This window comes from Streptomyces sp. BBFR102 (assembly GCF_051397025.1).
Lineage (GTDB): Bacteria > Actinomycetota > Actinomycetes > Streptomycetales > Streptomycetaceae > Streptomyces.
The window spans coordinates 1,341,184-1,365,016 of record NZ_CP195757.1; the positions used below are offsets into that span (position 1 = coordinate 1,341,184).

22 protein-coding genes are annotated in these 23,833 nt (G+C 71.3%); 14 read left to right on the forward strand and 8 right to left on the reverse strand.

Annotated elements, in window-relative coordinates:
• Positions 1–96: 96 nt before the first annotated feature.
• From ACSLIC_RS06090 to ACSLIC_RS06110, 5 genes are all read left to right on the forward strand, one after another.
• Complete coding sequence (locus ACSLIC_RS06090) at positions 97–1,506, forward strand: glutamate decarboxylase (RefSeq protein ID WP_436736657.1); 1,410 nt, start codon at positions 97–99, stop codon at positions 1,504–1,506.
• 223 nt (positions 1,507–1,729) lie between these two features.
• On the forward strand, positions 1,730–2,644 hold the full coding sequence (locus tag ACSLIC_RS06095) for a PhzF family phenazine biosynthesis protein (RefSeq protein WP_436736658.1): 915 nt from the start codon (positions 1,730–1,732) through the stop codon (positions 2,642–2,644).
• A 27-nt stretch (positions 2,645–2,671) separates the two neighbouring features.
• On the forward strand, positions 2,672–3,046 hold the full coding sequence (locus ACSLIC_RS06100) for a MazG-like family protein (protein WP_436736659.1): 375 nt from the start codon (positions 2,672–2,674) through the stop codon (positions 3,044–3,046).
• A gap of 36 nt (positions 3,047–3,082) precedes the next feature.
• On the forward strand, positions 3,083–3,853 hold the full coding sequence (locus ACSLIC_RS06105; protein WP_436736660.1) for an SAM-dependent methyltransferase: 771 nt from the start codon (positions 3,083–3,085) through the stop codon (positions 3,851–3,853).
• 169 nt (positions 3,854–4,022) lie between these two features.
• Complete coding sequence (locus ACSLIC_RS06110; protein ID WP_436736661.1) at positions 4,023–5,903, forward strand: propionyl-CoA synthetase; 1,881 nt, start codon at positions 4,023–4,025, stop codon at positions 5,901–5,903.
• Between the two features lie 122 nt (positions 5,904–6,025).
• Here the strand turns inward: ACSLIC_RS06110 and ACSLIC_RS06115 are convergent, their stop codons facing one another.
• Positions 6,026–7,015 carry an Acg family FMN-binding oxidoreductase gene (locus ACSLIC_RS06115; RefSeq protein WP_436740286.1) on the reverse strand — a complete coding sequence of 330 codons (990 nt, stop codon included), beginning with the start codon at positions 7,013–7,015 and terminating at the stop codon, positions 6,026–6,028.
• 268 nt (positions 7,016–7,283) lie between these two features.
• On the opposite strand from ACSLIC_RS06115, the gene ACSLIC_RS06120 reads away from it, so the two are divergent.
• The gene (locus tag ACSLIC_RS06120; RefSeq protein ID WP_436736662.1) at positions 7,284–7,550 is read left to right on the forward strand and encodes a hypothetical protein; all 267 of its coding nucleotides are present in this window, start codon (positions 7,284–7,286) and stop codon (positions 7,548–7,550) included.
• Here ACSLIC_RS06120 and ACSLIC_RS06125 read toward each other — a convergent pair.
• The 4 genes from ACSLIC_RS06125 to ACSLIC_RS06140 all read right to left on the reverse strand — a co-directional run bounded on the left by ACSLIC_RS06125 (position 7,540) and on the right by ACSLIC_RS06140 (position 12,944).
• Entirely contained in the window at positions 7,540–9,201 is a 1,662-nt protein-coding gene (locus ACSLIC_RS06125; protein ID WP_436736663.1) for a CotH kinase family protein, read from the reverse strand. The two genes, ACSLIC_RS06120 and ACSLIC_RS06125, sit on opposite strands and share 11 nt — an antisense overlap.
• Entirely contained in the window at positions 9,201–9,884 is a 684-nt protein-coding gene (locus ACSLIC_RS06130; protein WP_436736664.1) for a DUF4956 domain-containing protein, read from the reverse strand. The genes ACSLIC_RS06125 and ACSLIC_RS06130 overlap by 1 nt, the downstream gene beginning before the upstream one ends.
• Positions 9,881–10,702 (reverse strand): polyphosphate polymerase domain-containing protein, encoded by an 822-nt coding sequence (locus ACSLIC_RS06135; RefSeq protein WP_436740287.1) that lies wholly within the window; start codon positions 10,700–10,702, stop codon positions 9,881–9,883. The genes ACSLIC_RS06130 and ACSLIC_RS06135 overlap by 4 nt, the downstream gene beginning before the upstream one ends.
• Before the next feature lie 730 nt (positions 10,703–11,432).
• Positions 11,433–12,944, reverse strand: coding sequence for an alpha/beta hydrolase (locus tag ACSLIC_RS06140; RefSeq protein ID WP_436736665.1), 1,512 nt, complete (start codon positions 12,942–12,944; stop codon positions 11,433–11,435).
• Between the two features lie 106 nt (positions 12,945–13,050).
• On the opposite strand from ACSLIC_RS06140, the gene ACSLIC_RS06145 reads away from it, so the two are divergent.
• Positions 13,051–13,863 carry a MerR family transcriptional regulator gene (locus ACSLIC_RS06145; RefSeq protein ID WP_436736666.1) on the forward strand — a complete coding sequence of 271 codons (813 nt, stop codon included), beginning with the start codon at positions 13,051–13,053 and terminating at the stop codon, positions 13,861–13,863.
• Positions 13,864–14,081: 218 nt separating this feature from the next.
• On the opposite strand, the gene ACSLIC_RS06150 is transcribed toward ACSLIC_RS06145, so the two are convergent.
• Positions 14,082–14,822, reverse strand: coding sequence for a MerR family transcriptional regulator (locus ACSLIC_RS06150; protein WP_436740288.1), 741 nt, complete (start codon positions 14,820–14,822; stop codon positions 14,082–14,084).
• Between the two features lie 437 nt (positions 14,823–15,259).
• Here ACSLIC_RS06150 and ACSLIC_RS06155 point away from each other — a divergent pair, with 437 nt between their 5' ends.
• The gene (locus tag ACSLIC_RS06155) at positions 15,260–15,601 is read left to right on the forward strand and encodes a DUF6545 domain-containing protein (RefSeq protein ID WP_436736667.1); all 342 of its coding nucleotides are present in this window, start codon (positions 15,260–15,262) and stop codon (positions 15,599–15,601) included.
• 143 nt (positions 15,602–15,744) lie between these two features.
• On the opposite strand, the gene ACSLIC_RS06160 is transcribed toward ACSLIC_RS06155, so the two are convergent.
• Both ACSLIC_RS06160 and ACSLIC_RS06165 read right to left on the reverse strand, forming a co-directional pair.
• Positions 15,745–16,497 carry an SDR family NAD(P)-dependent oxidoreductase gene (locus tag ACSLIC_RS06160; RefSeq protein WP_436736668.1) on the reverse strand — a complete coding sequence of 251 codons (753 nt, stop codon included), beginning with the start codon at positions 16,495–16,497 and terminating at the stop codon, positions 15,745–15,747.
• Between the two features lie 131 nt (positions 16,498–16,628).
• Entirely contained in the window at positions 16,629–17,282 is a 654-nt protein-coding gene (locus ACSLIC_RS06165) for an NADPH-dependent F420 reductase (protein ID WP_436736669.1), read from the reverse strand.
• A 188-nt stretch (positions 17,283–17,470) separates the two neighbouring features.
• Between ACSLIC_RS06165 and ACSLIC_RS06170 the strand changes: the two genes are divergently transcribed.
• The 6 genes from ACSLIC_RS06170 to ACSLIC_RS06195 all read left to right on the forward strand — a co-directional run bounded on the left by ACSLIC_RS06170 (position 17,471) and on the right by ACSLIC_RS06195 (position 23,774).
• Positions 17,471–18,079: a TetR/AcrR family transcriptional regulator gene (locus ACSLIC_RS06170; protein WP_436736670.1), complete on the forward strand. Its 609-nt coding sequence runs from the start codon at positions 17,471–17,473 to the stop codon at positions 18,077–18,079.
• A gap of 131 nt (positions 18,080–18,210) precedes the next feature.
• Positions 18,211–18,741 carry a hypothetical protein gene (locus tag ACSLIC_RS06175; RefSeq protein WP_436736671.1) on the forward strand — a complete coding sequence of 177 codons (531 nt, stop codon included), beginning with the start codon at positions 18,211–18,213 and terminating at the stop codon, positions 18,739–18,741.
• A 677-nt stretch (positions 18,742–19,418) separates the two neighbouring features.
• A complete protein-coding gene (locus ACSLIC_RS06180) occupies positions 19,419–20,069 on the forward strand; it encodes a GOLPH3/VPS74 family protein (RefSeq protein ID WP_436736672.1) in 651 nt (216 codons plus the stop codon).
• Between the two features lie 70 nt (positions 20,070–20,139).
• On the forward strand, positions 20,140–20,874 hold the full coding sequence (locus ACSLIC_RS06185) for a DUF3159 domain-containing protein (protein ID WP_436736673.1): 735 nt from the start codon (positions 20,140–20,142) through the stop codon (positions 20,872–20,874).
• Between the two features lie 36 nt (positions 20,875–20,910).
• Positions 20,911–22,167, forward strand: a complete 1,257-nt coding sequence (locus ACSLIC_RS06190; RefSeq protein ID WP_436736674.1) for a phthiocerol/phthiodiolone dimycocerosyl transferase family protein — start codon at positions 20,911–20,913, stop codon at positions 22,165–22,167.
• A 176-nt stretch (positions 22,168–22,343) separates the two neighbouring features.
• Positions 22,344–23,774 (forward strand): FAD-binding oxidoreductase, encoded by a 1,431-nt coding sequence (locus tag ACSLIC_RS06195; RefSeq protein WP_436736675.1) that lies wholly within the window; start codon positions 22,344–22,346, stop codon positions 23,772–23,774.
• Positions 23,775–23,833: the final 59 nt, after the last annotated feature.

Consider the following 23,833-nt stretch of genomic DNA (forward strand, 5'->3'; position numbering starts at 1 on the left):
GGTTGCCCGCTGCTGGTGCGGACCGGTGGCGCGCGGCCTACGTTCGAGCCGCGTGGGGCGCGCGCCCGGCCGCCCCTTCCCCGTAGGAGGAGCACCGTGGCGTTGCACCGAGTGGACCGGCCAAAGCCCGGGGAGACACCGGGGCCGAGCGGTGGCCGGGCGGACACCGAGGACGTGTACAGCACGCCGCTGAGCCGGCGGGAGCTGCCGAAGCGGCGGGTCCCCGAGCGGCGGGCCGACCCGGCGGTGGTGCTGGACCTGATCCGCGACGAACTGGCGATGGACGGCAACTCCTCGCAGAACCTGGCGACGTTCTGCACCACCTGGGCGGAGCCCGAGGTGCACGCGCTGATGGACGACTGCCTCGACAAGAACATGATCGACAAGGACGAGTACCCGCAGACCGCCGCCATCGAGGCGCGCTGCGTGCACATGCTGGCCGATCTGTGGCACAGCCCGTCCGGCGGGGCGGCGACGGGCTGTTCGACCACCGGGTCGAGCGAGGCCGCGATGCTCGGCGGGCTGGCGCTGAAGTGGCGGTGGCGCAAGGCGCGCGAGGCCGCGGGCAAGCCCGCGGACCGGCCGAACCTGGTCTGCGGCCCGGTGCAGGTCTGCTGGGAGAAGTTCGCCCGCTACTTCGACGTGGAACTGCGCCAGGTCCCGCTGGAGGAGGGGGCGACGGGGTTGCGTCCGCACCAGTTGCGGGCGCACGTGGACGAGAACACCATCGGCGTGGTCGCGATCCTCGGCGTCACCTACACCTGCGACTACGAGCCGGTGGCGCAGCTGGCCGCCGAACTCGACGCGGTGCAGCGCGACACGGGGCTGGACGTGCCGCTGCACGTGGACGCGGCGAGCGGCGGGTTCGTCGCGCCGTTCATCCACCCGGACGTGGTGTGGGACTTCCGGCTGGAGCGGGTCGCCTCCGTCAACGCCTCCGGCCACAAGTACGGTATGGCCCCGCTGGGCGTGGGCTGGGTGGTGTGGCGCCACCGGGACCTGCTCCCGGAGGAACTCGTCTTCGACGTGGACTACCTCGGCGGGAAGATGCCGACCTTCGCGCTGAACTTCTCCCGGCCCGGCGGCGAGGTCGTCGCCCAGTACTACAACCTGCTGCGGCTGGGTCGCGAGGGCTACCGGGCCGTCCTGGAATCCTGCGGGCACACCGCCCGCGCCCTCGCCTCGAAGGTGGCCGAGCTGGGGCCGTTCACCCTGCTCTACGACGGGCAGGGCGCGCTGCCCGCCGTCTCCTGGACGCTGACCGACCCCGAGGGCGCCGGGTTCACCCTGTACGACGTGACCGAACTGCTGCGGCTGCGCGGCTGGCAGGTGCCGGCCTACCCGCTGCCCGCCGACCGGCAGGAGACCGTGGTCCAGCGGGTCCTGGTCCGGCACGGCATCGGCTACGACAAGATCATGCTCCTCGCCGAGGACCTGAAGGACGCGGTGCGCCGGCTGAACGACGGCGATCTGCGCGCGGCCCGGAAACCGGGCTTCCACCACTGACCGCACGGCCCCCGCCCCTGCGCCCGGCCGCGAGGCGTGCGACGGCGTGGCGGCGGGCAAGGCAGGGGTCTGCGAGGGCAGGAGCACGTCGCGCCCGAGGCGGCGGCTGTCGCTCCCGGCGGGCCCGGCCGCCGCCCACCAGGGGCTCGCCCTCGCCAAGATCCGTACGACAGCCCGGTCCCGGCCCGGGAATAGCTCCCCGCGAGTCCCCGTTGCCACGGCCATGAGTCACGCCGAAACCCCCGCCCCGCCCGCAGTGGAGCCGGCCGTCCTGCGGTACGCCGCCTTCACCCACGACCCGGCCGGGGGCAACCCGGCCGGCGTGGTCCTGGACGCCAGCGGCCTGGACGACGCCACGATGCTGGCCGTCGCCGCCCGCATCGGCTACAGCGAGACGGCCTTCCTCACCCCGCCACCGACCGACGCCGAGGCCGCCGAAGGCGTCCGCGCCTACCGGGTCCGGTACTTCAGCCCGCAGGCCGAGGTCCCCTTCTGCGGCCACGCCACGGTGGCGACCGCCGTGGCCCTCGGCGAGCGGCACGGCACCGGCGCGTACCTCTTCCACACCCAGGCGGGCCCGGTCCCGGTCGCCGTGGACGAGCGGGACGGCGCCCTGCGCGCCACCCTCACCGGCGTGCCCCCGCACACCGAGGAGTACGCCGAGGCGGACCTCGCCGAGGCGCTGGCCGCCCTCGGCTGGGAGCACGCCGAACTCGACCCGTCCCTCGCCCCGCGCGTCGCCTACGCCGGCGCCCGCCACCTGGTACTGGCGGCGGCCACCCGCGACCGCCTGGCCCGGCTCGACTACGACTTCGAGCGACTGCGCGCGCTGATGCTCCGCACCGGCCTGACCACCGTCCAACTGGTGTGGCGCGACACCACCGACCCGTTGCTCTTCCACGTCCGCGACCCGTTCCCGGTAGGCGGCGTGGTCGAGGACCCGGCGACCGGCGCCGCCGCCCTCGCCTTCGGCGCCTACGCCCGCGAGGCGGGCCTCGTCCCCGACGACGCCGAACTCACCCTTTGCCAGGGCGAGGACATGGGCCGCCCCGGCGTCCTGACCGTCACCCTGACCCCGGGCGACCCCCGCGTCCGGGTCACCGGCGCGGGCGTCCCCCTGCCGGAACCGGCCGCCTGAACGGGCGGGGCGTGGCAGGCTCCGGCCATGGACTCCCACGAGCCGGACCCGCCCCGCCCCTGCCCCGCCCAGGCCGAACCGTGGGACTCCGTCGAGGTGTTGTACGCCTGGCTGGAGGAGCACAACCGGCAGCCGCCGGGCGAGGCGCTGCTGCTGCGGATGCTGAAGCTCGCCGAGGAGACCGGCGAGGTGGCACAGGCCGTCATCGGCGCGATCGGGCAGAACCCGCGCAAGGGCGTCAGCCACGACTGGGACGACGTACGGGCCGAGTTGTGCGACGTGATCGTGACGGCGATGGTCGCCCTGCGCACCCTCTCCCCCGACGCCCGCGCGGTCCTCGCCGCCCACTTGGCCCGGACCACCGCCCGCACCGGCACCGCCCCGCCGCCCGGCGGAAAATGAGGCGCGGCGCCCGCCCGCCCTGGCTACCGTGCGCCCATGACCTCCACCGACCCCTCCGGCCCGCCCCGCCCCCGCGCCCTCGCCTTCCACGGCCCGCTCGGCGAGGAGCGCGCCGCCGGCCTGACCGCCCGCCTCGCCGGGCACCGGCCCGCCACGGTGCTGGACATCGGCTGCGGCTGGGGCGAGTTGATGCTCCGGGTGCTCGCGGCGGTGCCGGGCGCGCGGGGCACCGGGATCGATCTGGACGAACAGGACCTGGCGCGCGGCCGGGCGCTGGCGGCCGGGCGGGGCCTCGCCGACCGGGTGGAGTTCCTCGCCGAGGAGGCCACGGGAACCACGCGCGGACCGGCCGACCTGGTGCTGTGCCTCGGCGCCTCGCAGGCGCTGACCGGCGCTCGGCCGCCCCGGCTGGTCCCCGAGGCGCTCGGGGAGTTGCGGCGGCTGGTGCGGCCCGGCGGGCGGGTCCTGCTGGGCGAGGGCTTCTGGGAGCGGCCGCCCGCCCCCGTCGAGCTGGCGCGGATGTGGCCGGACGCCGCCGTGAGCGACCACCCGAGCCTGCCGGAGCTGGTGGACGAGGTGGTCGCGGCCGGGTTCCGTCCGGCCCGGATCGAGACGGCGACGCCCGCCGAGTGGGAGGAGTTCGAGTCGGGGTACCGCGAGGACGTGGAGGTGTGGCTCGCCGCCCGCCCCGGCCACCCGCTGGCCGCCGAGACCCGGGACCGGGTCGACCGGCAGCGCGGCTCCTGGCTGTCGGGCTACCGGAACCTGCTGGGCATCGCCTATCTGACGCTGGTACCGCAGGAGTGAGGCGCCCGGGGCCGAAGGCCCGCACCTGCCTCCGCCCCCCGAACGGGGCGTCGACGCAGACCAGGGCCGTCCAGGATCTTCCCCCGACCGGCGCCGCCCCCTACCATCGCGCCCGATTCGACCGCCCGGCCCGGCGTCCGCCGGGCTCCCCGAAAGGCCATGGTGCCCGATGAGCACGTACCGCGAGGCGTATGAGCTGAGCCTCACCGACCCCGAGCGCTTCTGGGGCGAGGCCGCCCGGGAGGTGAGCTGGACCCGGGAGCCCAAGCGGGTGCTGGACGCGGACGCGGTGCCGCTGTACCGCTGGTTCCCCGACGGCGAGCTGAACACCTGCGCCAACGCCCTGGACCGGCACGTGGCACTCGGCCGGGGCGAGCAGCCCGCGCTGATCCACGACTCGCCGGTGACCGGGTCCCGGCGGACCCTGACGTACGCCGAACTCCTCGACGAGACCGCCCGGTTCGCCGGGGTGCTGCGCGGATTGGGGGTGGCGAGGGGCGACCGGGTGGTGATCTACATGCCGATGGTTCCCGAGGCCGTCGTGGCGATGCTGGCCTGCGCGCGGCTGGGCGCCGTCCACTCGGTGGTGTTCGGCGGGTTCGCCGCCTCCGAGCTGGCGGTGCGGATCGACGACGTGCGACCGAAGGTGGTCGTCGCCGCCTCCTGCGGCGTCGAGCCGTCACGGGTCGTCGCCTACCACCCGATCCTCGACCGCGCCCTGGAACTGGCGGCGCACGCCCCCGAGCGGTGCGTGGTCCTCCAGCGCGAGCGGCTCGCCGCCGAACTGGTGGCCGGGCGGGACCTGGACTGGGCGGAGCTGATGGCCGGCGCGCTGCCCGCCGACCCGGTGCCGGTGGCCGCCACCGACCCGCTGTACGTGCTGTACACCTCGGGCACCACGGGCCGTCCCAAGGGCATCGTCCGCGACAACGGCGGCCACGCGGTGGCCCTGCTCTGGTCGATGCGGAACATCTACGACGCCTCCCCGGGCGACGTCTTCTGGACCGCCTCGGACGTCGGCTGGGTGGTCGGCCACTCCTACATCGTCTACGGCCCGCTGCTGCTCGGCGCCACCAGCGTCCTGTACGAGGGCAAGCCGGTCGGCACCCCGGACGCGGGCGCGTTCTGGCGGGTGGTCGCGGACCACCGGGTCTCGACGCTGTTCACCGCGCCCACCGCCTTCCGCGCCATCCGCAAGGCCGACCCGGAGGCCGACCTCCTCGACGCGTACGACCTCTCCTCGCTGCGCCACCTCTTCCTCGCCGGGGAGCGGCTGGACCCGGACACCTACCACTGGGCGGGCGAGAAGCTCGGCGTCCCGGTGATCGACCACTGGTGGCAGACGGAGACGGGGTGGCCGATCGCCGCCGCCCCGATGGGACTGGAGCCGCTGCCGCTGAAACCGGGCTCACCGACGGTGCCCGTCCCCGGCTACGACGTGCGGGTGCTGCGGGCCGACGGCGATCAGTGCGCGGCCGGCGAGGAGGGCGCCATCGCCATCCGGCTGCCGCTGCCGCCGGGGACGCTGCCCACGGTGTGGGGCGACGACGACCGGTACGTGTCCTCGTACCTCTCCGCCTTCCCCGGGTACTACCTGACCGGCGACGGGGGCTACCTCGACGAGGACGGCTACCTCTTCGTGATGGGCCGGACCGACGACGTGATCAACGTGGCCGGGCACCGGCTGTCGACCGGCGCCATCGAGGCGGTCCTCGCCGGGCACCCGGAGGTCGCCGAGTGCGCGGTGATCGGCGCCGCCGACCCGCTCAAGGGGCAGCTGCCGCGCGGCCTGGTGGTGCCGAAGGCCGGCGCCGGCCAGGACCCGGAGCGGCTGGCGGCCGAGCTGGTGGCGCGGGTGCGCGAGGAGATCGGTGCGGTGGCCGCCTTCCGCCGGGTCGACCTCGTCCCCGCCCTGCCCAAGACCCGCTCGGGCAAGATCCTCCGCAAGACGATGCGCTCCCTGGCCGACGGCCGTGACGAGCCGGTCCCCTCCACCATCGAGGACCCGGCCGTCCTGGACGCGCTGCGCGGCGTCCTGCGCGCGGACTGACCGCCCAGCTCCGCCACCGGGGCGGCGCCCGCCGCCGACCGCTCCCCTTCCCTCGTGCACGGGTGTGCGAACGGCTCGGGCCCCCGGGGACAGGGGTCCGGGCCGCCGACGGCCGGGCCGCCTCAGTCGCGGACGGTGAGCACCTCGTCGAGGGCACGGCGGCCGGTGCGCACGGGCACCGCCGGGCCGTATCCCATCCGCAGCACCATCTGGACGTGGCCGGGGCCCTCGGCCGGGTCTCGCAGCAGCCAGCGCAGGGAGGGCTGCTCCAGGGCCCGGGTGACGGGGGCGGCGCTGAGCCCGGCGCGGGTCGCGGTGAGCAGGACGCGCTGGAGCGCCTGTCCGGCGGCGAGCCAGTCGGCCGGCTCGTCCCGCTGGGTGAGGAGCAGGGCGAGTTGCGGTTCCCGCTCGAAGTCGGCCCACGGCCCGTCGGGGTGCTCCCCGAACTCCCGTACCGAGGCTTCGCCCTCCCGCATCCGGGGGCCCGTCGCGGTGCGGGGGATGCCGTCGGGCGCTTGGTCGTCGGCGCGCAGCCACGCCTCCTCCTCGGCGCGGTGGCCGGGTGTCTTGCCGGCCTCGGCGTCGGCGAGGACGTCGAGGACCATCCGGTAGTGCCAGCCCTCGGGGAAGACCAGCCGGGCCCGCTCGGTGGTGGCGGCGCGCTCAAGCTGCTCGCGGACCACCTCGGGGATGCGGGTCTGCGCGTAGGGCTGCCGGTTGGTGTGGCGCTCGGCGACGGCCTCGTGGAGGGTCGCGGCCTCGCGTTCGACCTCGCCGGCCCGCAGCCGTACGGCGGCGAGCACGTCACCGTCGGTGGCGGGCGGCAGCGGCGAGACCCAGGCGTGCAGCCCGGCGCGGGCGGCGGCGACCCGGAGGTTGAAGAGGGCGGCGCCGCAGCCGAGGTGCAGGGCACGGCGGTGCGGGTCCTCCTCGGGGAGGGTCCGGGCAGTGTCGGCCAGCAGCTCCAGGACACCGGAGCGCCGGTGGAAGACGTACGCCCACGGCTGGGCGTTGTGCATGGAGGGCGCGGCGCAGGCGTCCCGCACCATCTCCTCCAGTCGCTCCTGGGTGACCGCGGCGGCGGCTTCGGTGGCTTGCGGGCTCGGGGTCATCGTCATCGCCTCCCGGTTTCCACGGTAGGCCAGGCCGGACAGGGCTTCCAGGGGCGAAGGTCCCGGCCTGCGCCTGCCCCGCGCCGGCGTGCTCTGGAGGACGTGCCGACTCGGCACTCCTGCGGGACGAGCCGGAGGCGGAAAGACCCAAGGACTCCCGGAACGGTGCGGGGGGCGTTGGTGAGGCGTCAACCTGCCGGCGGGCGGAGTCGGCCCGTCCGCCGGGGCGAGTCGGCAGGCTGTCACCGGTACGCGGCATCCTGGGCACATGTCCTACCGCCACCCGCGCCAGACCTGCCCGGTCTGCCACCGCTCCGTCGCCACCCCGGGCGGCAGGTTCGCCCGCCACGACCCCCCGGACCACACCGGCACCCCCGGCTTCCTGATCAGCTGCACCGGCAGCCTCCGCCAGGCCCCGCCTGACGGGGAGCAGCCGCTCCTCTTCGAGACGGGGCCGGCGGGCGACGGCCAGCTCGACCTGTTCGAGGCGGCGCGGCCCGCGGAGCCGGGGGACTCCGAGCCTCTCAGCCGGTGACCTGCTCGTCCTCGGCGAGCGCCGCGGCCCGGTCGGTGACGGTCCTGGTGAGCCGCGAGACCGCGGTGTCCAGCTCCTCGGACCCGGCACCCGCCGCCCGCGCCTGCCCGGCGATGGCCTTCACCTCCTCCGCGGCCGTTCTGGAGGCGTAGAACTGCTCGTAGAGCTGCTGGTACGCGCTCAGGTAGACGTCGTCGAAGGCGTCCGCCTCCAGGAACCTGGTCTTGAGCGGATGCTCCGCCGCCCCTCCCCCGGGGCCGCGTTCCTGGCCCTCACCGCCGGGCCCGCCTTGCGGCATCCCCTCTCCGCCGGCGCCACCGGGCCCGCCTTGCGGCATGCCCTCGCCCTCGTCACCGCCGGGCGGTCCCCCCTCGGGCATGCCTTCGGGTCGGTCCGCCGGCGCGTCGGGCGCCTGGCCGTCCGCCGGCTCGCCCTGCGTGTCCCCACCCTGCGTGTCCCCGTCCTGCGGACCGCCGGGCAGCCCGCCGCCCGTGCCGGTCGTGTCGTCCGGCCCGGCTGTCGCGTCACCGCTGAAGGTCAGGTTGTAGTCCCAGCCCAGCACGGAGAACTTCTTGGTGTCCAGGTCGTAGCGGAGCAGGTAGTTCTTGCCGGGGCCGGCCATGTCGTCGAAGTTCAGCAGCAGGTTCTGGGTGGCCACGTAGGCGGCCAGCGACTCGACGTCGACGTAGGTGTCGAGGTCGCGGGCGAACTCCTCGTCGGAGGCGTTCTCGACCCACTTGATGAGCCTCATGACCGGTTCGAGGTCCTGACTGCCCCTCTTGTTGAGCTGCTTGAAGGAACTCTCGTACGCGGAGGGGTCGTCCCCCTGGTAGGCGAAGCTGCTGCCGGCCCTGGCCTTGTACAGCACGGCGTTGCCGTCCACGGTCTCGTCGCCGTAGTCGGTGTCGGGGTTCTCGACCATCAGCCGCGTCGCGGCGGGCCGGTCGTTCACCTCGACGCGGGTGAAGGCGTACCGCTCGGCCTGTTGTCCGCTGGAGTCGGTGAGCGACAGCGACAGCGCCTCGTTGAGGGGGACCTGGCCGTTGCTGCCCGGGCGGAGCGAGATCTCCCGCTCTCCCTGGTAGGCCCGGCCCTCGACGTACTCGTCGATCTTGACCAGCCAGGGCAGTTCCTCGGGCTTCTTCGCCGAGAGGTCGTACTGCACCATCCCGCCGCCACGCGGTCCACCCCGGTCGGCCTGGGCACCCTGGCGGGCCTCGGCGCCGCCCTGCTCGCCCTGGTCGCCGCGCAGGGACCTCAGTGTCGAGTTGCCCTTGAGGCGGAGGCCGACGTCGTGGAGGTACACCCCGTCGACGACGAGGTCGGCCTTGATGTACTCCTTGTTCCCGTCCTCCTCGAACTCCTTCATCATCTTGTCGAAGTCGGTCTGCTGATAGGTCAGTCGGACGGTGTGCGAGACCGAGGTGTCGTACAGGCCGACCGTGCCGGTGACGTTGTCGGTGATGGCGTCCGCCTCCACCCGGGAGGTGGAGGTCACGTACGGGGAGATCCGTACGTCACCGAAGAAGGCGACCATCGTGACGAGGCCGACGCCCAGGGTCGCGACGGGCTTCCAGTGGTGGCGCAGCCGCACGGGGAGCCGGTCCCGCAGCCGCCGCCTCCGCCCGCCCGTGGTGGAGGTGCCGGGCATCAGAGGTCCGTGCTGTCGTAACCGGTCAGCACCGTCACCCGCTGCCCCGAGGTCCGGGCCTGGAGCGCGCTCACGAGTGCACCGGGTTCGGTGCCCTTCTTGAGCCGCACCGTGTAGAAGACCTCGTTCAGCGCGCCACCCCGGATGGTCTCGGTGCTGACCAGCTCGAACTCGCTGGTGTACGTGATCAGCACGTCGCGGATCTGCGGCGTGTGGTCCTCGCCGGCCGGGACCTGGACCTTGACCACCTGGCGCTGGACGTCGAGGGCGAACCAGTCGAACTTGTGCATGAGGACGACGACGACGCAGATGACGACGGCGCCGACCGCGGCCAGCGTGTAGAAGCGGGCACCGCAGGCCATGCCGATCGCCATCGCGAGGAAGACGAAGCCGACGTCCCGGGTCTCCTTGATGGCGTTCCGGAACCGGATCACCGACAGGGCCCCGACCAGCGAGAAGGCCCGCGCCAGGTTCGAGCCGACCACCAGCATGATCAGCGCGACCACCATGCCGACGATGACCAGGGTCTGCACGTAGGACTGGCTGTAGGAGACGTTGCGGTGGGTGTACCGGTACACGTACCCGATGACCGTGGACAGGATGAACGACAACGCCATCGCCGCCACGACGTCGGCGACGCTGAACGTCCCGCTCAGCTCCTGCAGATCGAGATCGAGATTCACTGTGCTCCTACCTTCGTGGGCGCGTCCTGCGCCGGCTGCTGTCCGTGGGTGGGCGGCGGGTAGTCCGCCTCGTCGATGTGGAAGACCGAGCGGGGTGCGAGACCGAACGCCTCGACGGACTGCACGTACTTGGAGACCCGGACGAGGTTGAGGTTGCGCCGCGCGGCCAGGTCGGTGATCCAGTACGGGGTGCGCTCGTTGACCTTGATCTCCATGACCGCCAGGTGCGGCGGGACGGTGAACCGGTTCTCCGGCGCCGGGGTACCGAGGTGGAAGTCCCGGTCCCGGCCGCGCACCCGCCGGTCGAGGGTGACCCGCAGCCCGGTGTCGGCGTCGCGGCCGACCAGGGCCTCCCGCTGGTAGCCGGTGATCGCGGCGGGCCTCAGGTTGAGCCGCACGATCAGCTCCAGCACCTCCTCGACGAAGGCGCGCTCCTTCGCCGAGTGCGGCACCAGCTCCCGGCCGTCGCACAGCCGCCTGGCCACGCCGTAGGGGAGGGTGATGCGCCGCTTCTGGGTGACACGGTCGACCCGTTGCTTGATCTCCACGCAGACCGGCGACGCGTCCGTGATCCCGTCCAGCTCGCCGTAGTGGCGGATGCGCAGCTTGCGGCGGAACTTCAGCCCCTCGATCTTCTCCCAGTAGAACCGCAGCTGGGGCGTGTCGTAGTAGACGCTCCACACCCCGTACCCGCCGACCGGGCTGTGCGGGTCGCGGTCCATCCGCTCCGCCAGTTCGTCGCGGATCTCGGCCGCCCGCTCCACCGGGACCAGGTACTTCAGCTCGAACCGGTTGAACGCGTGCAGCCGGCTCGCCACATGCGCGGCTCCCCCGCGCTCCTCACGCCCGCCTTCCGGCTCCGCCCCTTTCGACAGGAACACCATCCGCCTCCTCGCTCGTCCGTCGCACTCCGACGGCCACGGACAGGCAACCAACGGCAGATGAGGAAGGACTGAGAAGCGGGGGTGTCCTGCGTGAGTATTCGGTGTGACCGGGGCGCAGTCCGGCGAAGCCGCTTGCGTCGTGGCGGCGGGCAGGGCTGCTGCCGAAAAACCCGGCGCGGTGGCTGGGCCGGGAGCGTGTCGGTTCGAGATGACGACGCCTTCGGCCTGGTCGTAGCACTCGCCCGGCCGGCACGCAGGTGCGCTCGCCCCTCATCTCGCGCTGGCCTTGTTCAGCGAGGGGCGCCCGGACCACCGCAAGGCCCGCTCAGCGAAACGCGTTCGGGCCCCGGCGTCATCGGCAGGGGGCCCGAATGCGCTGCTACACCGCCCACCGGCCCTGAAACCGCGTCGGAAGGGCGTACTGCTGATATCGCGGACCGCTGGTGACCTCGCACAGCGCCACTTCGGCAGTCAGCCCCGTCGCCCGTCCTGCGTCTGCTCTGGCTTGGAACCCCGCCGCCGACTCCCCCGGTACGCGCGCCGCCGCCTGACACCAGCACGCGAGCGGTGCTCGACCGCTACGCCGACGTGTACGTCTCCCTCCAGAGGCTCTCGGGGCGCAGCGCCCTGTGATCAATCGCCGGTCAGACCCGGGGGGCGGAGGTCAATCCGCTGGGCAGGACGTGTCCTTCGCGGGCATCTCGCCTTCGACGAGGTAGCGCGTGGTGGTGTTCAACGCGCAGGAGTTCCGGCCCAGGACGTAGACACCGTGCCCGCTGTCGTCGACGCTGATCAGCCGGGCGCGGTCGCCGAACTTCTCGCGCAGCATCTTCCCTCCCAGGTGCGGGGTCGACGCGTCCCGCCGGTTCTGTAGGAGCAGCACGTTGCGCGGGCCTTCGGCCTCGACCTCCACGGGCGGTTCAGCGGGGGCGTGCGGCCAGAAGGCGCAGGGGGTGATGTTGGCGGTGGCGGCGCCGTACAGCGGGTAGCGTGCGCGGTCCTCGGCGACGCCTTGCCGGTAGGTGTTGATGTCCTCGGGCCACTCGGCGTCGTTACAGGCGACGGCGAGGAACACGGTCAGGGCGTTGTCGGTCGGCGACAGCGCGCCGTCCGCCGCTTCCTCGGTGGCGGCCGCCAGACCGCGGGCCGCGGCCTCGTCGCCATCGCGCAACGCCTGCCAGGTCTGTGCGAGCTGGGGGTACTGCGTCTGCTTGAACAGGTGGCCGAAGGTCAGGAGCCGGAAGAGGCCGCCGTCGATCCCCGCGACCGGAGCCTTGTCGAGCCTGCTGGCGATGGCGAGGTAGGACGCCCGTACCTGCCCGGGTGTGCGGCCCAGGCCGTAGCTGTCGTGCCGACTGGCGGCCCACTTCGCGAAGTCCGGCAGGGTCTGCTCCATGCCGAGCGCGTAGCGGCGCATGCCGTCGCGGTCGAGGTGGGTGTCTCCGATGTTGCTGTCGAGCACGATCCGGTCGGAACGCTCGGGGAACATCGACGCGTAGGCGGCGCCGAGGGCCGTGCCGTACGAGTAGCCCAGGTAGCTGGTTCTCTCCTCGCCGAGCGCGGCCCGGATCCGGTCCAGGTCGCGGGCGGTGTTCGCGGTGGTGAGGTGGCGCAGCCGCCCATCGTCGTCGTTGTCCGCGCACTGCTCGGCTGCCTTCTCAGCGACTTTCGCCTGCGCGGTGACCGCGGCGTCATCGACCGCGTAGGGCGGGATGTTGGAGTAGTAGGGGCTGTCTGTGGTGAAACCGCAGCTGACCGGAGTGGAATGACCGATCCCGCGGGTGTCCATGCCGATCAGGTCGTAGCGGTCGGTGACGCTGCTGGGCAGGCCCTGGGCCACCAGCAGCGCGGACAGCGCCAGTCCGGATCCGCCGGGACCGCCCGGGTTGAGCATGAGGACGCCGCGCCTCTTGTCCGGGTCGGTGGCGGCCAGCCGGGAGACGGTGAGCTCGATCTGCTCGCCTTCCGGCTCGGCATAGTCCAACGGCACGCGCACGGTGGCGCACTGCAGCACGGTCGGAGCGGCTTCCGCCCCGACGTCGTCGGGGCACTGTCCCCACTTCACCTGAGGCGTTTCCGTCTCCTCGGCGGCGGCGGGCACAGTGATCAGTGGCGCGCCCAGGCCGATGACCGCCAGGAGGGCCAGGTTTCGGCCGACACTGCTTCGTCGTTTCATGTCCAGTCTCCGCATACCGGTGCGTGGGGCGTGGTCGCGACCATCCCACTCTCTGCCCCTGGGGCACGGTCAACCGGCGGCGAGCCGGCACCGAACGGAGTTGACCGTGCCCCAGGGGCAGGGTTTTCAATGGCCGCAGGGCACGATCCTGCAGAGGGGGCTCCTGATGGCGTGGAGTACCCGTCGGCTGGCGGAACTCGCGGGGACGACGGCCAAGGCCGTCCGGCACTACCACGAGATCGGCCTGCTGGACGAGCCGGAACGGGCGTCCAACGGCTACAAGCGCTATGGCGTCGGCCATCTGGTGCGCCTGCTGCGTATCCGCAGACTGACCGGCCTCGGCGTGGCCCTCGCAGATGTCCCCGCGGTCGAGAGCGGTGATGAGAGGGCACGGCAGATCCTTCGGGACCTGGACGCCGAACTCGCCGCGGACATCGAGCGCCGGCAGCGGATGCGGCGGGACCTGGCGGCCATCATGGACAATCGGGCCGCGCTCGACATGCCCCCGGACTTCAGGACGCTTGCCGACGACCTGCCCGAAACCCAGCGATCCCTGCTGGTGGCCTACTCCAGCATCCTCTCGCCCGAAGCGATTGCCGCCGTCCAAGAACAGCTTTCGGGACCTCGCGGCGGCCTTGAGGCGGAGTTCGCGGCGCTCAAGGAGGACGCTCCCGACGAGGTGCGGCAGCGGCTGGCCGAGCAGATGGCGCCCGAGGTCCGCCAGCAGCACCGGGCCCACCCTGCTCTGGCCGACCTCGGGCTGGCCTCGCACCGGGAAAGGGCGCTTGCGGACTCGGTCGTCGTGCACGCACTGGTCGAGTTCTACAACCGCGCGCACCTCGACGTGCTGCGACGCGTTCACGGCATCCTCGTCGAGGACGACACCGCAGGGAGCGAGACCGACGGCGCCCAGCAGTGAGGGCGGCGCCGGGCAGGCGCACACCGCGTCTGTGCCGTCCGGTAGCGTCGTACCGGCCTGAAGAAGCGAGGCACGTGCGGCGGTGGACCACACCGACCACGGTGCGCTGATGTCCAGGTGGTAGTGGCAGTGACGACGACTTCTTCGTGCACTCGTCACACCATCAGGCGCGCACTGGGCCGCACTCACCGAGTCACGAAGCGGTCCTCTGAGAGCGGTCACCGTGGGGCATCCGCATCGGACAGGAGCCCGTCCAGCCGCTTCATGACGTCCACCTGGGCTGGATTGTAGAGATCGCTGATGGCTTTGCCGATGGTGCGGGCGGTGTGCTGTCGACCCCTCGGGGCGTCTGAAGCCAGCTCGCTGAGCCCGGGATGGCGGGACCGTAGACCCAGGACGTAAGGCACGAGGCGCTCGGCGAGACTCTGCCGGGTCAGCTCGTCGGCATCGGCGGGAAGCTCGTTGAGTTCACGTGCCACAGGCTGCGGCTCCTGCTGGAGCAGGTCGGCATAGGCATCCGTCCCACTGGGCCCGAGGACCGTACCGAGGACGGTGACGAAGGAGCGGTCCGGGTCAGGAAGCTCGGCCGTCTTGTCCACAGAGGCGAAGCGGAGGGGAAGATCGCTCGCGGCTCGTCCCCGCAGGAGGGTGCCCACCTCGCCACGTGCGTGTTGCAGACGTTCGATGGTGGCGGCCAGCTCAGCGTCAAGAGCCCGCAGGTCACGCGGATCGGGACCCGAATCCGGCTCGTCGTCCATGTCCGCGATCTGGGAGAGGGAGAAGCCCAGAGCGGTGAGGCGCTTGATCCGGAGGAGCCGGACAAGATGACTGACGCCGTACTGTTTGTAGCCGTTGGAGCGGCGCTCCGGCTCCTCGATCAGGCCGATGTCGTGGTAGTGCCGTACGGCCCGGAGGCTGACGCCGGCCAACTCCGCCATCTCCCGAGTGCTCCACGCCATGATCGAAATCTCCCCCACCGTCCGGTGCTCCGACGCGGTCACGTCGCGAACTCCATTGAAAACCATGACGCAACGGCAGGCTGGGACAGGTCAGAGCGTACGAGGGCGCTGTCCGCACCCTCTTGGCGATGTGCGGGGACCACCGAGGTCCAGAGGAAGACGGGCGGCTGCGGGTACCTGAAGGGAACACGGCCCGCTGGAGCCCACCCCCGGATCAACGGTCAGCCGCACGAACCGGTGCGGCGGAAGTGGTGGTTCTCGCCCCGGTCGGCAGGAACCTCATGGTCCGCCACCGCGAGCGTCACCATGCGCACGGTCGCGGACACTGTGACGCTCACGGTGGCGTTCCTGTGGGCCGCCGGAGCAGCGATCCCCTGCACTGCCGCACTCACCGACCGGTGGACCACAGGGCGCATGCGTCGGAAGCCCTATCCGCTGTGGGCGGACCTCAGGCAGCAGTTCCCGCACCTCATCCCGCAGTCTGCCGGAGCGCGGCGCCGGCAGACCTCCGGGTCTGGGGTCCGCTGAGGCTGCGCCTCGACCAGCGGGTCCACGAGATCGCGGAGGGAATCGAGAAGCTGCGCCACTTCGCCACGCCGCAGCTCTTGCCCTGCGCCCAGCGGCTGACCGGGAACGACCTCGACCCCGATCCGGCGGCCGAGGCGCACTGGATCGCCACCGCCCTGGACAACGCGAGGGCCGGCCGGGCCGCAGCCAGCTCTGCGCGGGCGCTGCCGGCCAAGCCCCTGCCCGACACCCGGCCGAGGCATACTGGCTGACGCTCGTCACCGACGTCTACGCCAGGTGGCCCCGGACGCCGTACCCGCCCTCCACGTCCGGGCCGGTCACCCCGGGGTGGAAGCGGACTCCACGCCGTCACCTGCGGCAGCAACCCTGTAGAGCTGGTGGACCTGGTGTCCGGTCAGATCTGGTTCAGGCCACCGTCGACGTACAGGTTCGAACCGGTGATGAAGCTGCTCTGGTCGGAGGCGAGGAAGAGCACGGCGGCAGCGATCTCATCAGGGCGGGCCAGCCTCCCCAACGGCACTTGACTGGCCAGGTACCGCTTGAACTCCGCGGCGTGTTCTGCGTCGGCCTGCAGCCCTGACAGCCCGGGCGTCTCGGTCGGGCCCGGGGCGATGCTGTTGACCCGGATACCGCGCTCCTTGAGCTCGTTGGCCCAGGTCCTGGCAAACGATCGGGTGGACGCCTTGGACGCCGCGTACACACCGAACGCCGGCGCACCGGAGTCAGCGTTGGTGGACCCGTTGAGGATGACCGAGGCCCCGTCGGTGAGGACCGGCAGAGCCTTCTGGACGGTGAACAGCGTGCCGCGGACATTGATGCCGAAGTAGGTGTCGAAGTGCTCTTCGGTGATGTCCGCCAGCGGCATGAACTCGGCGGCGGAGGCGTTCGCGAACAGCACGTCAAGTCCCTTGCCCCGGTTGCGGATCACCTCGTAGAGGCGATCCAGGTCGGCCAGATTCGCGATGTCGCCCGCCACCGCCGTGGACATCGTCGAGCCGATCGCTTCGACTGCCGCGTCGAGCTCGGCCCCGCGTCGGCCGGTGATGAACACGTGCGCGCCTTCCGCGGCCAGCCGCTTGGCGCTGGCAAGGCCGATACCGGTGCCACCGCCGGTGACGAGGGCGGTCTTTCCTGCAAGTGGTCCCACGGTGATCGTTTCCTCTCGATTTCCGCATCAATCACTACGGAATGTGGACGGTGATGCTCCCGTGCCGATTCGACACAGAAGGGGTTCGGGGGGTGTGCGGCCAGGCGCCGCCGCGTAGCGGCTGGGCCAGGTCAGACGATGACGATCGGGCGCGCCTGGGCGAGATGGGCGGCCAGTTCTTCACGCGTTTGGTGCAGGTGCGCGTTCCAGGCCGGCTGGCCGGGGCCGCTGCGCCAGGACTCGCTCAACGGGCTGTTGTCGACGGTATCGAAACCGAACTCGTCGTACAGGCGCGTCACCAGCTCCACGGCCTCGGGAAAGTCGCTCGAGGCCGACAGTGCGTGGCGTCCGGGCGCGCCTGCCGGGCTGCCCGAGGCGAAGAACCGTGGAGCCTGGATGTGTGTGAACGCTTTCGCCACCTTGGAGGTGGGGAGCTGCTCCTGGCGCAGTTCGTGCACGGTCTTCTCGCCCGAGTCGACGACGGGGAAGTGGCCGTCGCGCCAGGGCATGTAGTTGTTCGTGTCCAGCACGGTCTTTCCCGCGAGTTGCTCCACGGGCATGTCGTCGGCCAGCTTGAGAGGCGCCGCCACGATGGCGAAATCGGCCGCGGCGGCGGCATCGGCGGCGGTCGCGGCGTGCACCGAGGGGCCGAGTCGGGCGATGAGCCGGGCCAGGGTCTGCGGGCCGCGAGAATTGGCGATGACGACCTCGTAGCCCTGCCCGATCGCCGCACGCGCGAGCGTGCTGCCGACCTCGCCCGCACCGATGATGCCGATTACGGTCATAGCCCTTCCCTCAACTTCCGGCGGGGCGACGGCCGTCGCCCGGACCGGCGTCGGTGTGAGCTGTCACCTGCGGGGCGACCGCCGCATTTCCGCATCGATCGATGCGATTCTCGGGACCATAGCACTTCCGGAGCGATCGATGCGGAAAGTTCCGCATCGATCACTTGGGAAGGGGTAGAGTGCGTGATGTGGCGACCAAACAGAGCGGCCCCATCGGCCGGCCCCGAGCATTCGACACCGAGGCGGCGCTCGAACGGGCCATGCTTTTCTTCTGGGAGCACGGCTACGAGGGCGCCAGTCTGACCGGCTTGACCAAGGCGATGGGGATCTCCACCACCAGCATGTACACAGCCTTCGGCAACAAGGAGGAACTGTTCCGCAAGGCCCTGGAGCGCTACACCGAAGGCCCGAGCGCCTACCTGACCCGGGCTGTGGAAGAGCCGACCGCACGCGGCGTCGCGACCGCCGTTCTGAGTGGCGTCGTGCGCACCACCACGCGGCCGGCCCGACCCCACGGGTGCCTGGGGGTGCAGGGCGCTCTGGCCACCAGCGCCTCCGGCAGCAGCGTCCGCGACCTCCTCGCGGCATGGCGCGACGACGGTTGCAGCCGCCTGCGTGAGCGGTTCCAGCAGGCCGTCGACGAGGGCGACCTGCCCCCCACGGCCGACGCCGGGCTACTGGGCCGGTATGTCAGCACCCTGGCCTTCGGTATCGCCGTGCAGGCCGCAAGCGGTATCGGTCGCGACGAACTCCAGAACATGGCCAACGCCGCCCTGGAATCCTGGCCTCCCTTCTGACGTCTGTCACGTGCTCGTTCTGCGGGAATCGTCACTCGGGCAGTGGTCTCTTCGTAGGCTCCGGCAGGCAGGTCCGGAGGGGAGGGGCTGTTCATGGCGGATGTGCGCTGACGGGGACGACCGAGCGGCGGGTGGTGTTGGCCGAGCGGGCCGAGTCGCTGCGCGAAGAGCTGGCGGAGATCGGTGTCGAGGTGGCCCGGCTGGAGGCTGCCGAGGCGGTGGACGGGCAGTGGGCCGAGGCGACGGACGGCGGACGTAGGCCGTCGGGCATCGTGGAGCCGGCTGCCGTGACGCCGGGTGCGGCCGGGATGCGGCCGGTCCCCGACCGCGTGGACGGGAGAGGACTGGAAGCCCCGACCTCGGACTATCGGCGGATTATGGAGATCGTCGCCGATACGGACGGTCCGGTGATAGCCAAAGACGTGGCCCGCGCGCTGGGCAGGGAGCTCACCCCGGGCAAGGTCGAGCCGGCCCGCAATTCCCGCCAGGCGCGCGACGACAGCTACGGCTCCTCGTCACATAGTCGGAGCGTCCCCATTCATGCAGTATGCGGACGCTCCTTCACCTTGCGGTACACCGCTTCTGGACGCCACGCGCTTGCCCCGACAGAGTTTTCAGGAAAGTCCTCACTCAACCCATTTCAGGAATCCGCCCGCACTTGATTCCGCCCTGACTCGGTGAACTGACGCACCGCAAAAGCGGGCAGAGAATGATTGGTTCCACCGCTCACAACCGATGCGGTCTCGGCGATGTGATCCGCGGCTACTGACGGCGCAGGTCGCGGCCGGTCCCACGGGCGCTACCGTCCGTCCAGCACGCCTTTCACCGGCGTCGACTCCAGTCTCCGCACCGCCACCGTCCCCAGGCCCACGCCGCCTCGGGGCCCGGCCCGGCAGGACGGCCGGGAATCCACCGGGGGGGCCGACCGCGAGAACGGTCGGAGCCGCGCGCCCTGGGCATCCCGCACGCCCTGTCCGGACGGCCCCCAGGCACCGGGCGGACGCCGGTCACGCCTCTGCCACGTCGGTGGCCTCGGCGCGCACCGGGCAGCAGATCACGAAATGTCCATCCTCCAGGACGCGCAGAACTATGCCGTAACGTCACCAGTTTCACGGCTCGAATCGGAGGTAGGAGACTCGCTGGAACGCCAAGCAGCGCCGAGAGCGCAGCGGTTACGCCCTGGCAGATGGACGAACTTCCACCTTATTCCGTCCAACCCTTCACGGGGGTTGAAGGAAGGAAGGGTGAAACCGCTGAGCCCTTCCACTGCACGTATTCCATTCCCTTATCAGCAATATCAGTTCTCGCTCACTCCGACTAACACACCGGGGGGGTTACGATGCCCACGACTCTCGCTCAGAAGCTGTACCTGCTCTGCTACACCGTCAAGAAGGAGAAGTTCCAGCTCGACAACATTCAGGGGCGCGGCCAGCTGCTGCGGGCCGGAGCGATGACCGAGTTGGCCCGCGGGGGTCTGCTGGACGCGACCGGAGGGAAGGTCCGACGGCTCCCCGGCAGTCCGCCGAAGGACCCGTTCGCGGCCTCGGTCTGGTACGACCTGCCCGAGGACAAGCCCAAGGGCTGGCTCAAGTTCCTGCACAACAAGGCGCACACAGCCGAAACCCCGGTCCGCGACCAGCTGCTCGCCTCCGGGGATGTCGCCATCGAACGGAAGAAGAAGCTGGGGGTCGTGTCCACCAACAGGGTCACCGTGGTGCACCCGGACCTGGTGCACGCCCTGCAGGACCAGGTGCGCGCGACCGTTCTCGACGGCGCTCCCGCCGAGGACCTGACGGACGAGCTGGCCATGGCAGTCCTGGCGGTCGAGCTGGAGCTCACCCCGGTGTGGAGCAAGGAAGACCGCCGTACCCACCAGTCCGCCCTCAGGGCGCAAGCGGCGCGCTTCGACGCGTTCGTCCCCGGACTGCGCAAGGCGCTGCGCGACTCCTATCTCGCGAGCCGGGCCGTGGGAGGCGGCTGGAGCGCCTGAACCGCAGTACGACCGCGACGAGGAATCCCCGAGAGACGCTGCAACCGCAGCCCGTGACCAGGAGTGATCGATGACCCATCTCGAAGGCGAGCACACCCCCTCCCCAACTCGCGACCGGCGCGACACGAACACGCCGTCCCCCGCCCCGGGTTCGCCCATGCTCGAATCCATGGGCGGCACAGCCGGCTTCGTCTACTCGACCGTCCCGGTCGTGGTGTTCGTGATCGCGCTCGCCTTGCTGTCGACGAAGGCGGCTGTGATCGCGGCGATAGCGACAGGCGTGGTGCTCACCGCGGCCCGGCTGGTGCGCGGGGAACGACTCCTCGCCGCCTCGGGCAGCCTGACCGGCGTTCTGGTCGCGGCAGGCATCGTCGCGCTCACCGGTTCCGCCAAGGACTTCTTCCTGCTGGGCATCTGGGTGGCCTTCGCAGGTTTCCTCGCCACCTTCGGTTCGGTCCTCTTGCGTCGCCCCCTGACCGGAGTGGCGTGGAACCTCCTGCACGGGGGCGCGCACGCCTGGCGCGTGGACCGTCAGGTTCTGCGGGCACACGACATCGCCACGCTCGCAGTGGCGAGCGTCCTCGGAGCCCGGTTCGTGGTGAAGCAGTGGCTCTACATGCACGACGCCACCGGCTGGCTCGCCTTCGCGAAGATCGCCATGGGGACCCCCCTCACCGTGGTGGCCGCACTGGTCGTCGCCTGGGCGTTCCGCAGCACCTCCAAGCGCCTGGCGGACAGTCGGCCGGTCCCGACCACCACTCAGCAGGAGACCGAACTCCCGCCTCGCCGGGATGCGTCCAGGTAGCGAGCAGTCACATCACCTCAGCGAGGAAGGGGCCTCATGCCGATCAGCCACACGCGAACGGAGACGGAGACGGCGAGGGAACTCGGAGCCTTCGAGCGGACCATCGATCTCTACATGCACCGAAACCCCGTCCAGTTCTCCCTGGTCGCCGAGATCGACCGGAAGGTCTCCGAGCAGACCCTGGCGCGGGCACTGCAGAGGGTGCAGGCGCAGCACCCGCTGCTCCGCGTCTCGGTCGACCGCCGAGCGCTCCAGGGCCGATACCGCTGGGCAGAAGGCCCGGTCAGCATCGAAACAGCCGCCGAGGGAACGCCCTGGCAGGCGATCGTCGCTGGTGAGCAGACGCGTCCCCTTGCGCATGAGCCCGGCCCTTTGATGCGGACCGTACGGATTCCCGCGGAGACCGGCAGCGTCATCGTGCTGACCTTCGCTCACCAGATCACCGACGGCATCGGCGGCATGCGGGTGGTGGCGGACCTCGTCGCCGCCCTCGACGGCGACGAGGAGGGCGGCCAGTCGGCCCCGGGGCAGGATGTGCCACCCTCCCAGGAGACCCTCCTGCAGGCTCTTGAGGCGGAGGCGCCTCCCGCAGGGCCTCCCCAGGACGAGCTGATGAACGCGCCCGGCGAGCTGACCCGGTTCTCCGGACGGGCACCGCACGTATCCGCTTTGGCCCTGCAACGCGGTCTGACCACACGGCTGGTGACCCGCTGCCACACGGAGGGCGTGTCCGTGCACGCCGCGCTGTGTGCTGCCGCCAGCACGGTCTTCCACCGCGCGGGCCGCACCCGGGTGAGGGTACTGAGCCCGATCGACCTGCGCCGAGCCGCAGGTCTGCCCGACGCCGTCGCCAACCGGTTCGCCGGAGCGCGGACAGTCAGCGAGGCATCCCAGGCCGAAGATTTCTGGAAACTGGCCCAGCACCATCACCGGGCCCTCGAACACCAGCGCGCACCGCAGGTACTCAAGGCCGGTTCGCAGGCGCTGGCCCAGCAGCCGCCCGCCACCCCCGAAGAGGCCGAGGCGATGATGGCCGTTGCCACCGCCGCCGACATCCAGATCACCAATCTCGGGGTGGTCGCGGCGCCTGCCCACGGCCGCGCCCGTCTCACCGCTCTGTGGGGACCGGCGCAGACCACCCAACTGGCCGGTGAACACGTCCTGGGTGTCGCCACCTGCGGGGGACGCCTACGCATGACGGAGCTGACTCACGACCCCCTGGCCGTTCTGCTGCCCGACATGGCCACCGTCCTCGCCCAGCAGTGCACCGAATCCGACGTGCCCTCCCGTTGATGCGTTCAGGACACCGAGCACCGTCCCCGACACACCGCCGTCCGCCGTCCGCCGGTCCGGAACGCCCTCGCCGAACCGGCAGAGCGCTACGGAACCGGCCCTGCCACCGCATCCACACCGCTCCCTCGACAGCCGCACCCGATGAGTGACACACAGGAGTGACCATGCAGTCCCCTATGGGCGCCGATGCCCGCGAAACAGTCAGCACCGCCTTCCTGGCTGAGCTGAAGTCCCACATTCCTGCAGGCCGTGTGCTTACCGGCGGACCGGAGTACACGCGAGCCGCCGCGTTGTTCAACGCGGCGGTCGATGTCCGTCCTTCGGTCGTCGTGCGGTGCGCGAGCACCGCTGACGTGCAGGCGGGAGTACGCGCTTCTCGCAACCACGGAGTGCCGCTCTCCGTGCGTGGCGGGGGGCACGACTTCTGGGGCCGGGCGTTCCGTCCCGGTGGGCTGGTTCTCGATCTGACCGAGATGAGGGACGTGCAGGTCGACGTCAACCACCGTTACGCGACGGTGAGCGGCGGGGCCCTCTCCTCCGACGTCGTCTCGGCCGCCGAGCAGGCGGGGCTGACCGCCGTCACCGGAACGGCGGGCTCCGTCGGCATGGTCGGCCTCACGCTCGGCGGCGGGTACGGCCCCCTCCTGGGCCGATTCGGCCTAGCCGCGGACAACCTGCTCGGCGCCGAGATCGTCCTGGCCGACGGTTCACGAGTGAACACCGACGCCGGACACCACCCGGACCTCTTCTGGGCTTTGCGCGGCGGCGGCGGCAACTTCGGCGTCGTGACCTCGGCACGTATCCGCCTGCACCCCGTACCGACCGTGATATCGGGAACCATCCTGTACCCGATCGACCACAGCGCCCGCATTCTGGCCGACCTCGGTGGGATTCTTGAGGACAGTCCCGACGAGCTGACGGTGGACGTGGGGTTCCTTCCCGGCCCGGGCGGCAAGCCGACGGTGTACGTCGCGCCGACCTGGTCGGGCGATCCGGAGGTCGGGAACGCCGAGGACGGGCCGGTACGCACCCTGGCCAGACTCGGTACGCCCGTGCTCGCCGAGGTCGGACCCGTCGCCCGTTCCGCGACGCTGGCAGCGACGGACGCCATGTTCCCACCCGGCCGCATGGGCGCGATCCGCACACGGACCGTCCAGTGCGTCACGGGCTCCATCGCAACCGTCCTGGACCGAGCCGCCCGGGAGTTCACCTCACCGTTCTCCGCGATCGTGTGGCACCAGTTCCACGGTGCAGCCACCCGCCCACCTCTCGGCTCCACAGCTTTCGGCCGCCGCGAACCACACCTCATGGTCGAGATGATCTCCCTGTGGGAGAACGGCGAGAACAAGGAACCCGCAGGCAGTGGCGACGGCAGGTCCTCGCACCTGCGCTGGCTGGAAGAGACTCACGCAGCCCTGGAACCGTTTTCCCTACCGGGGGGCTACGTGAACTTCCTGGGGCCGGAGACTCCCGACCAGGTGGCGAACTCCTACGGGCCGAACACCGAACGCCTGCTCGCCGTGAAGTCCGCAGTCGACCCGGACTCGGTCTTCTCCGCCACACCGCTCCCTGCATCCGCCGCCGACGCCGGATCCCGACGCGTGTGAGGCGAAGGAGACATCGCCGACCTGGTCAACGGCGGCGACTCCTCCTCCCCGCCTCCTGC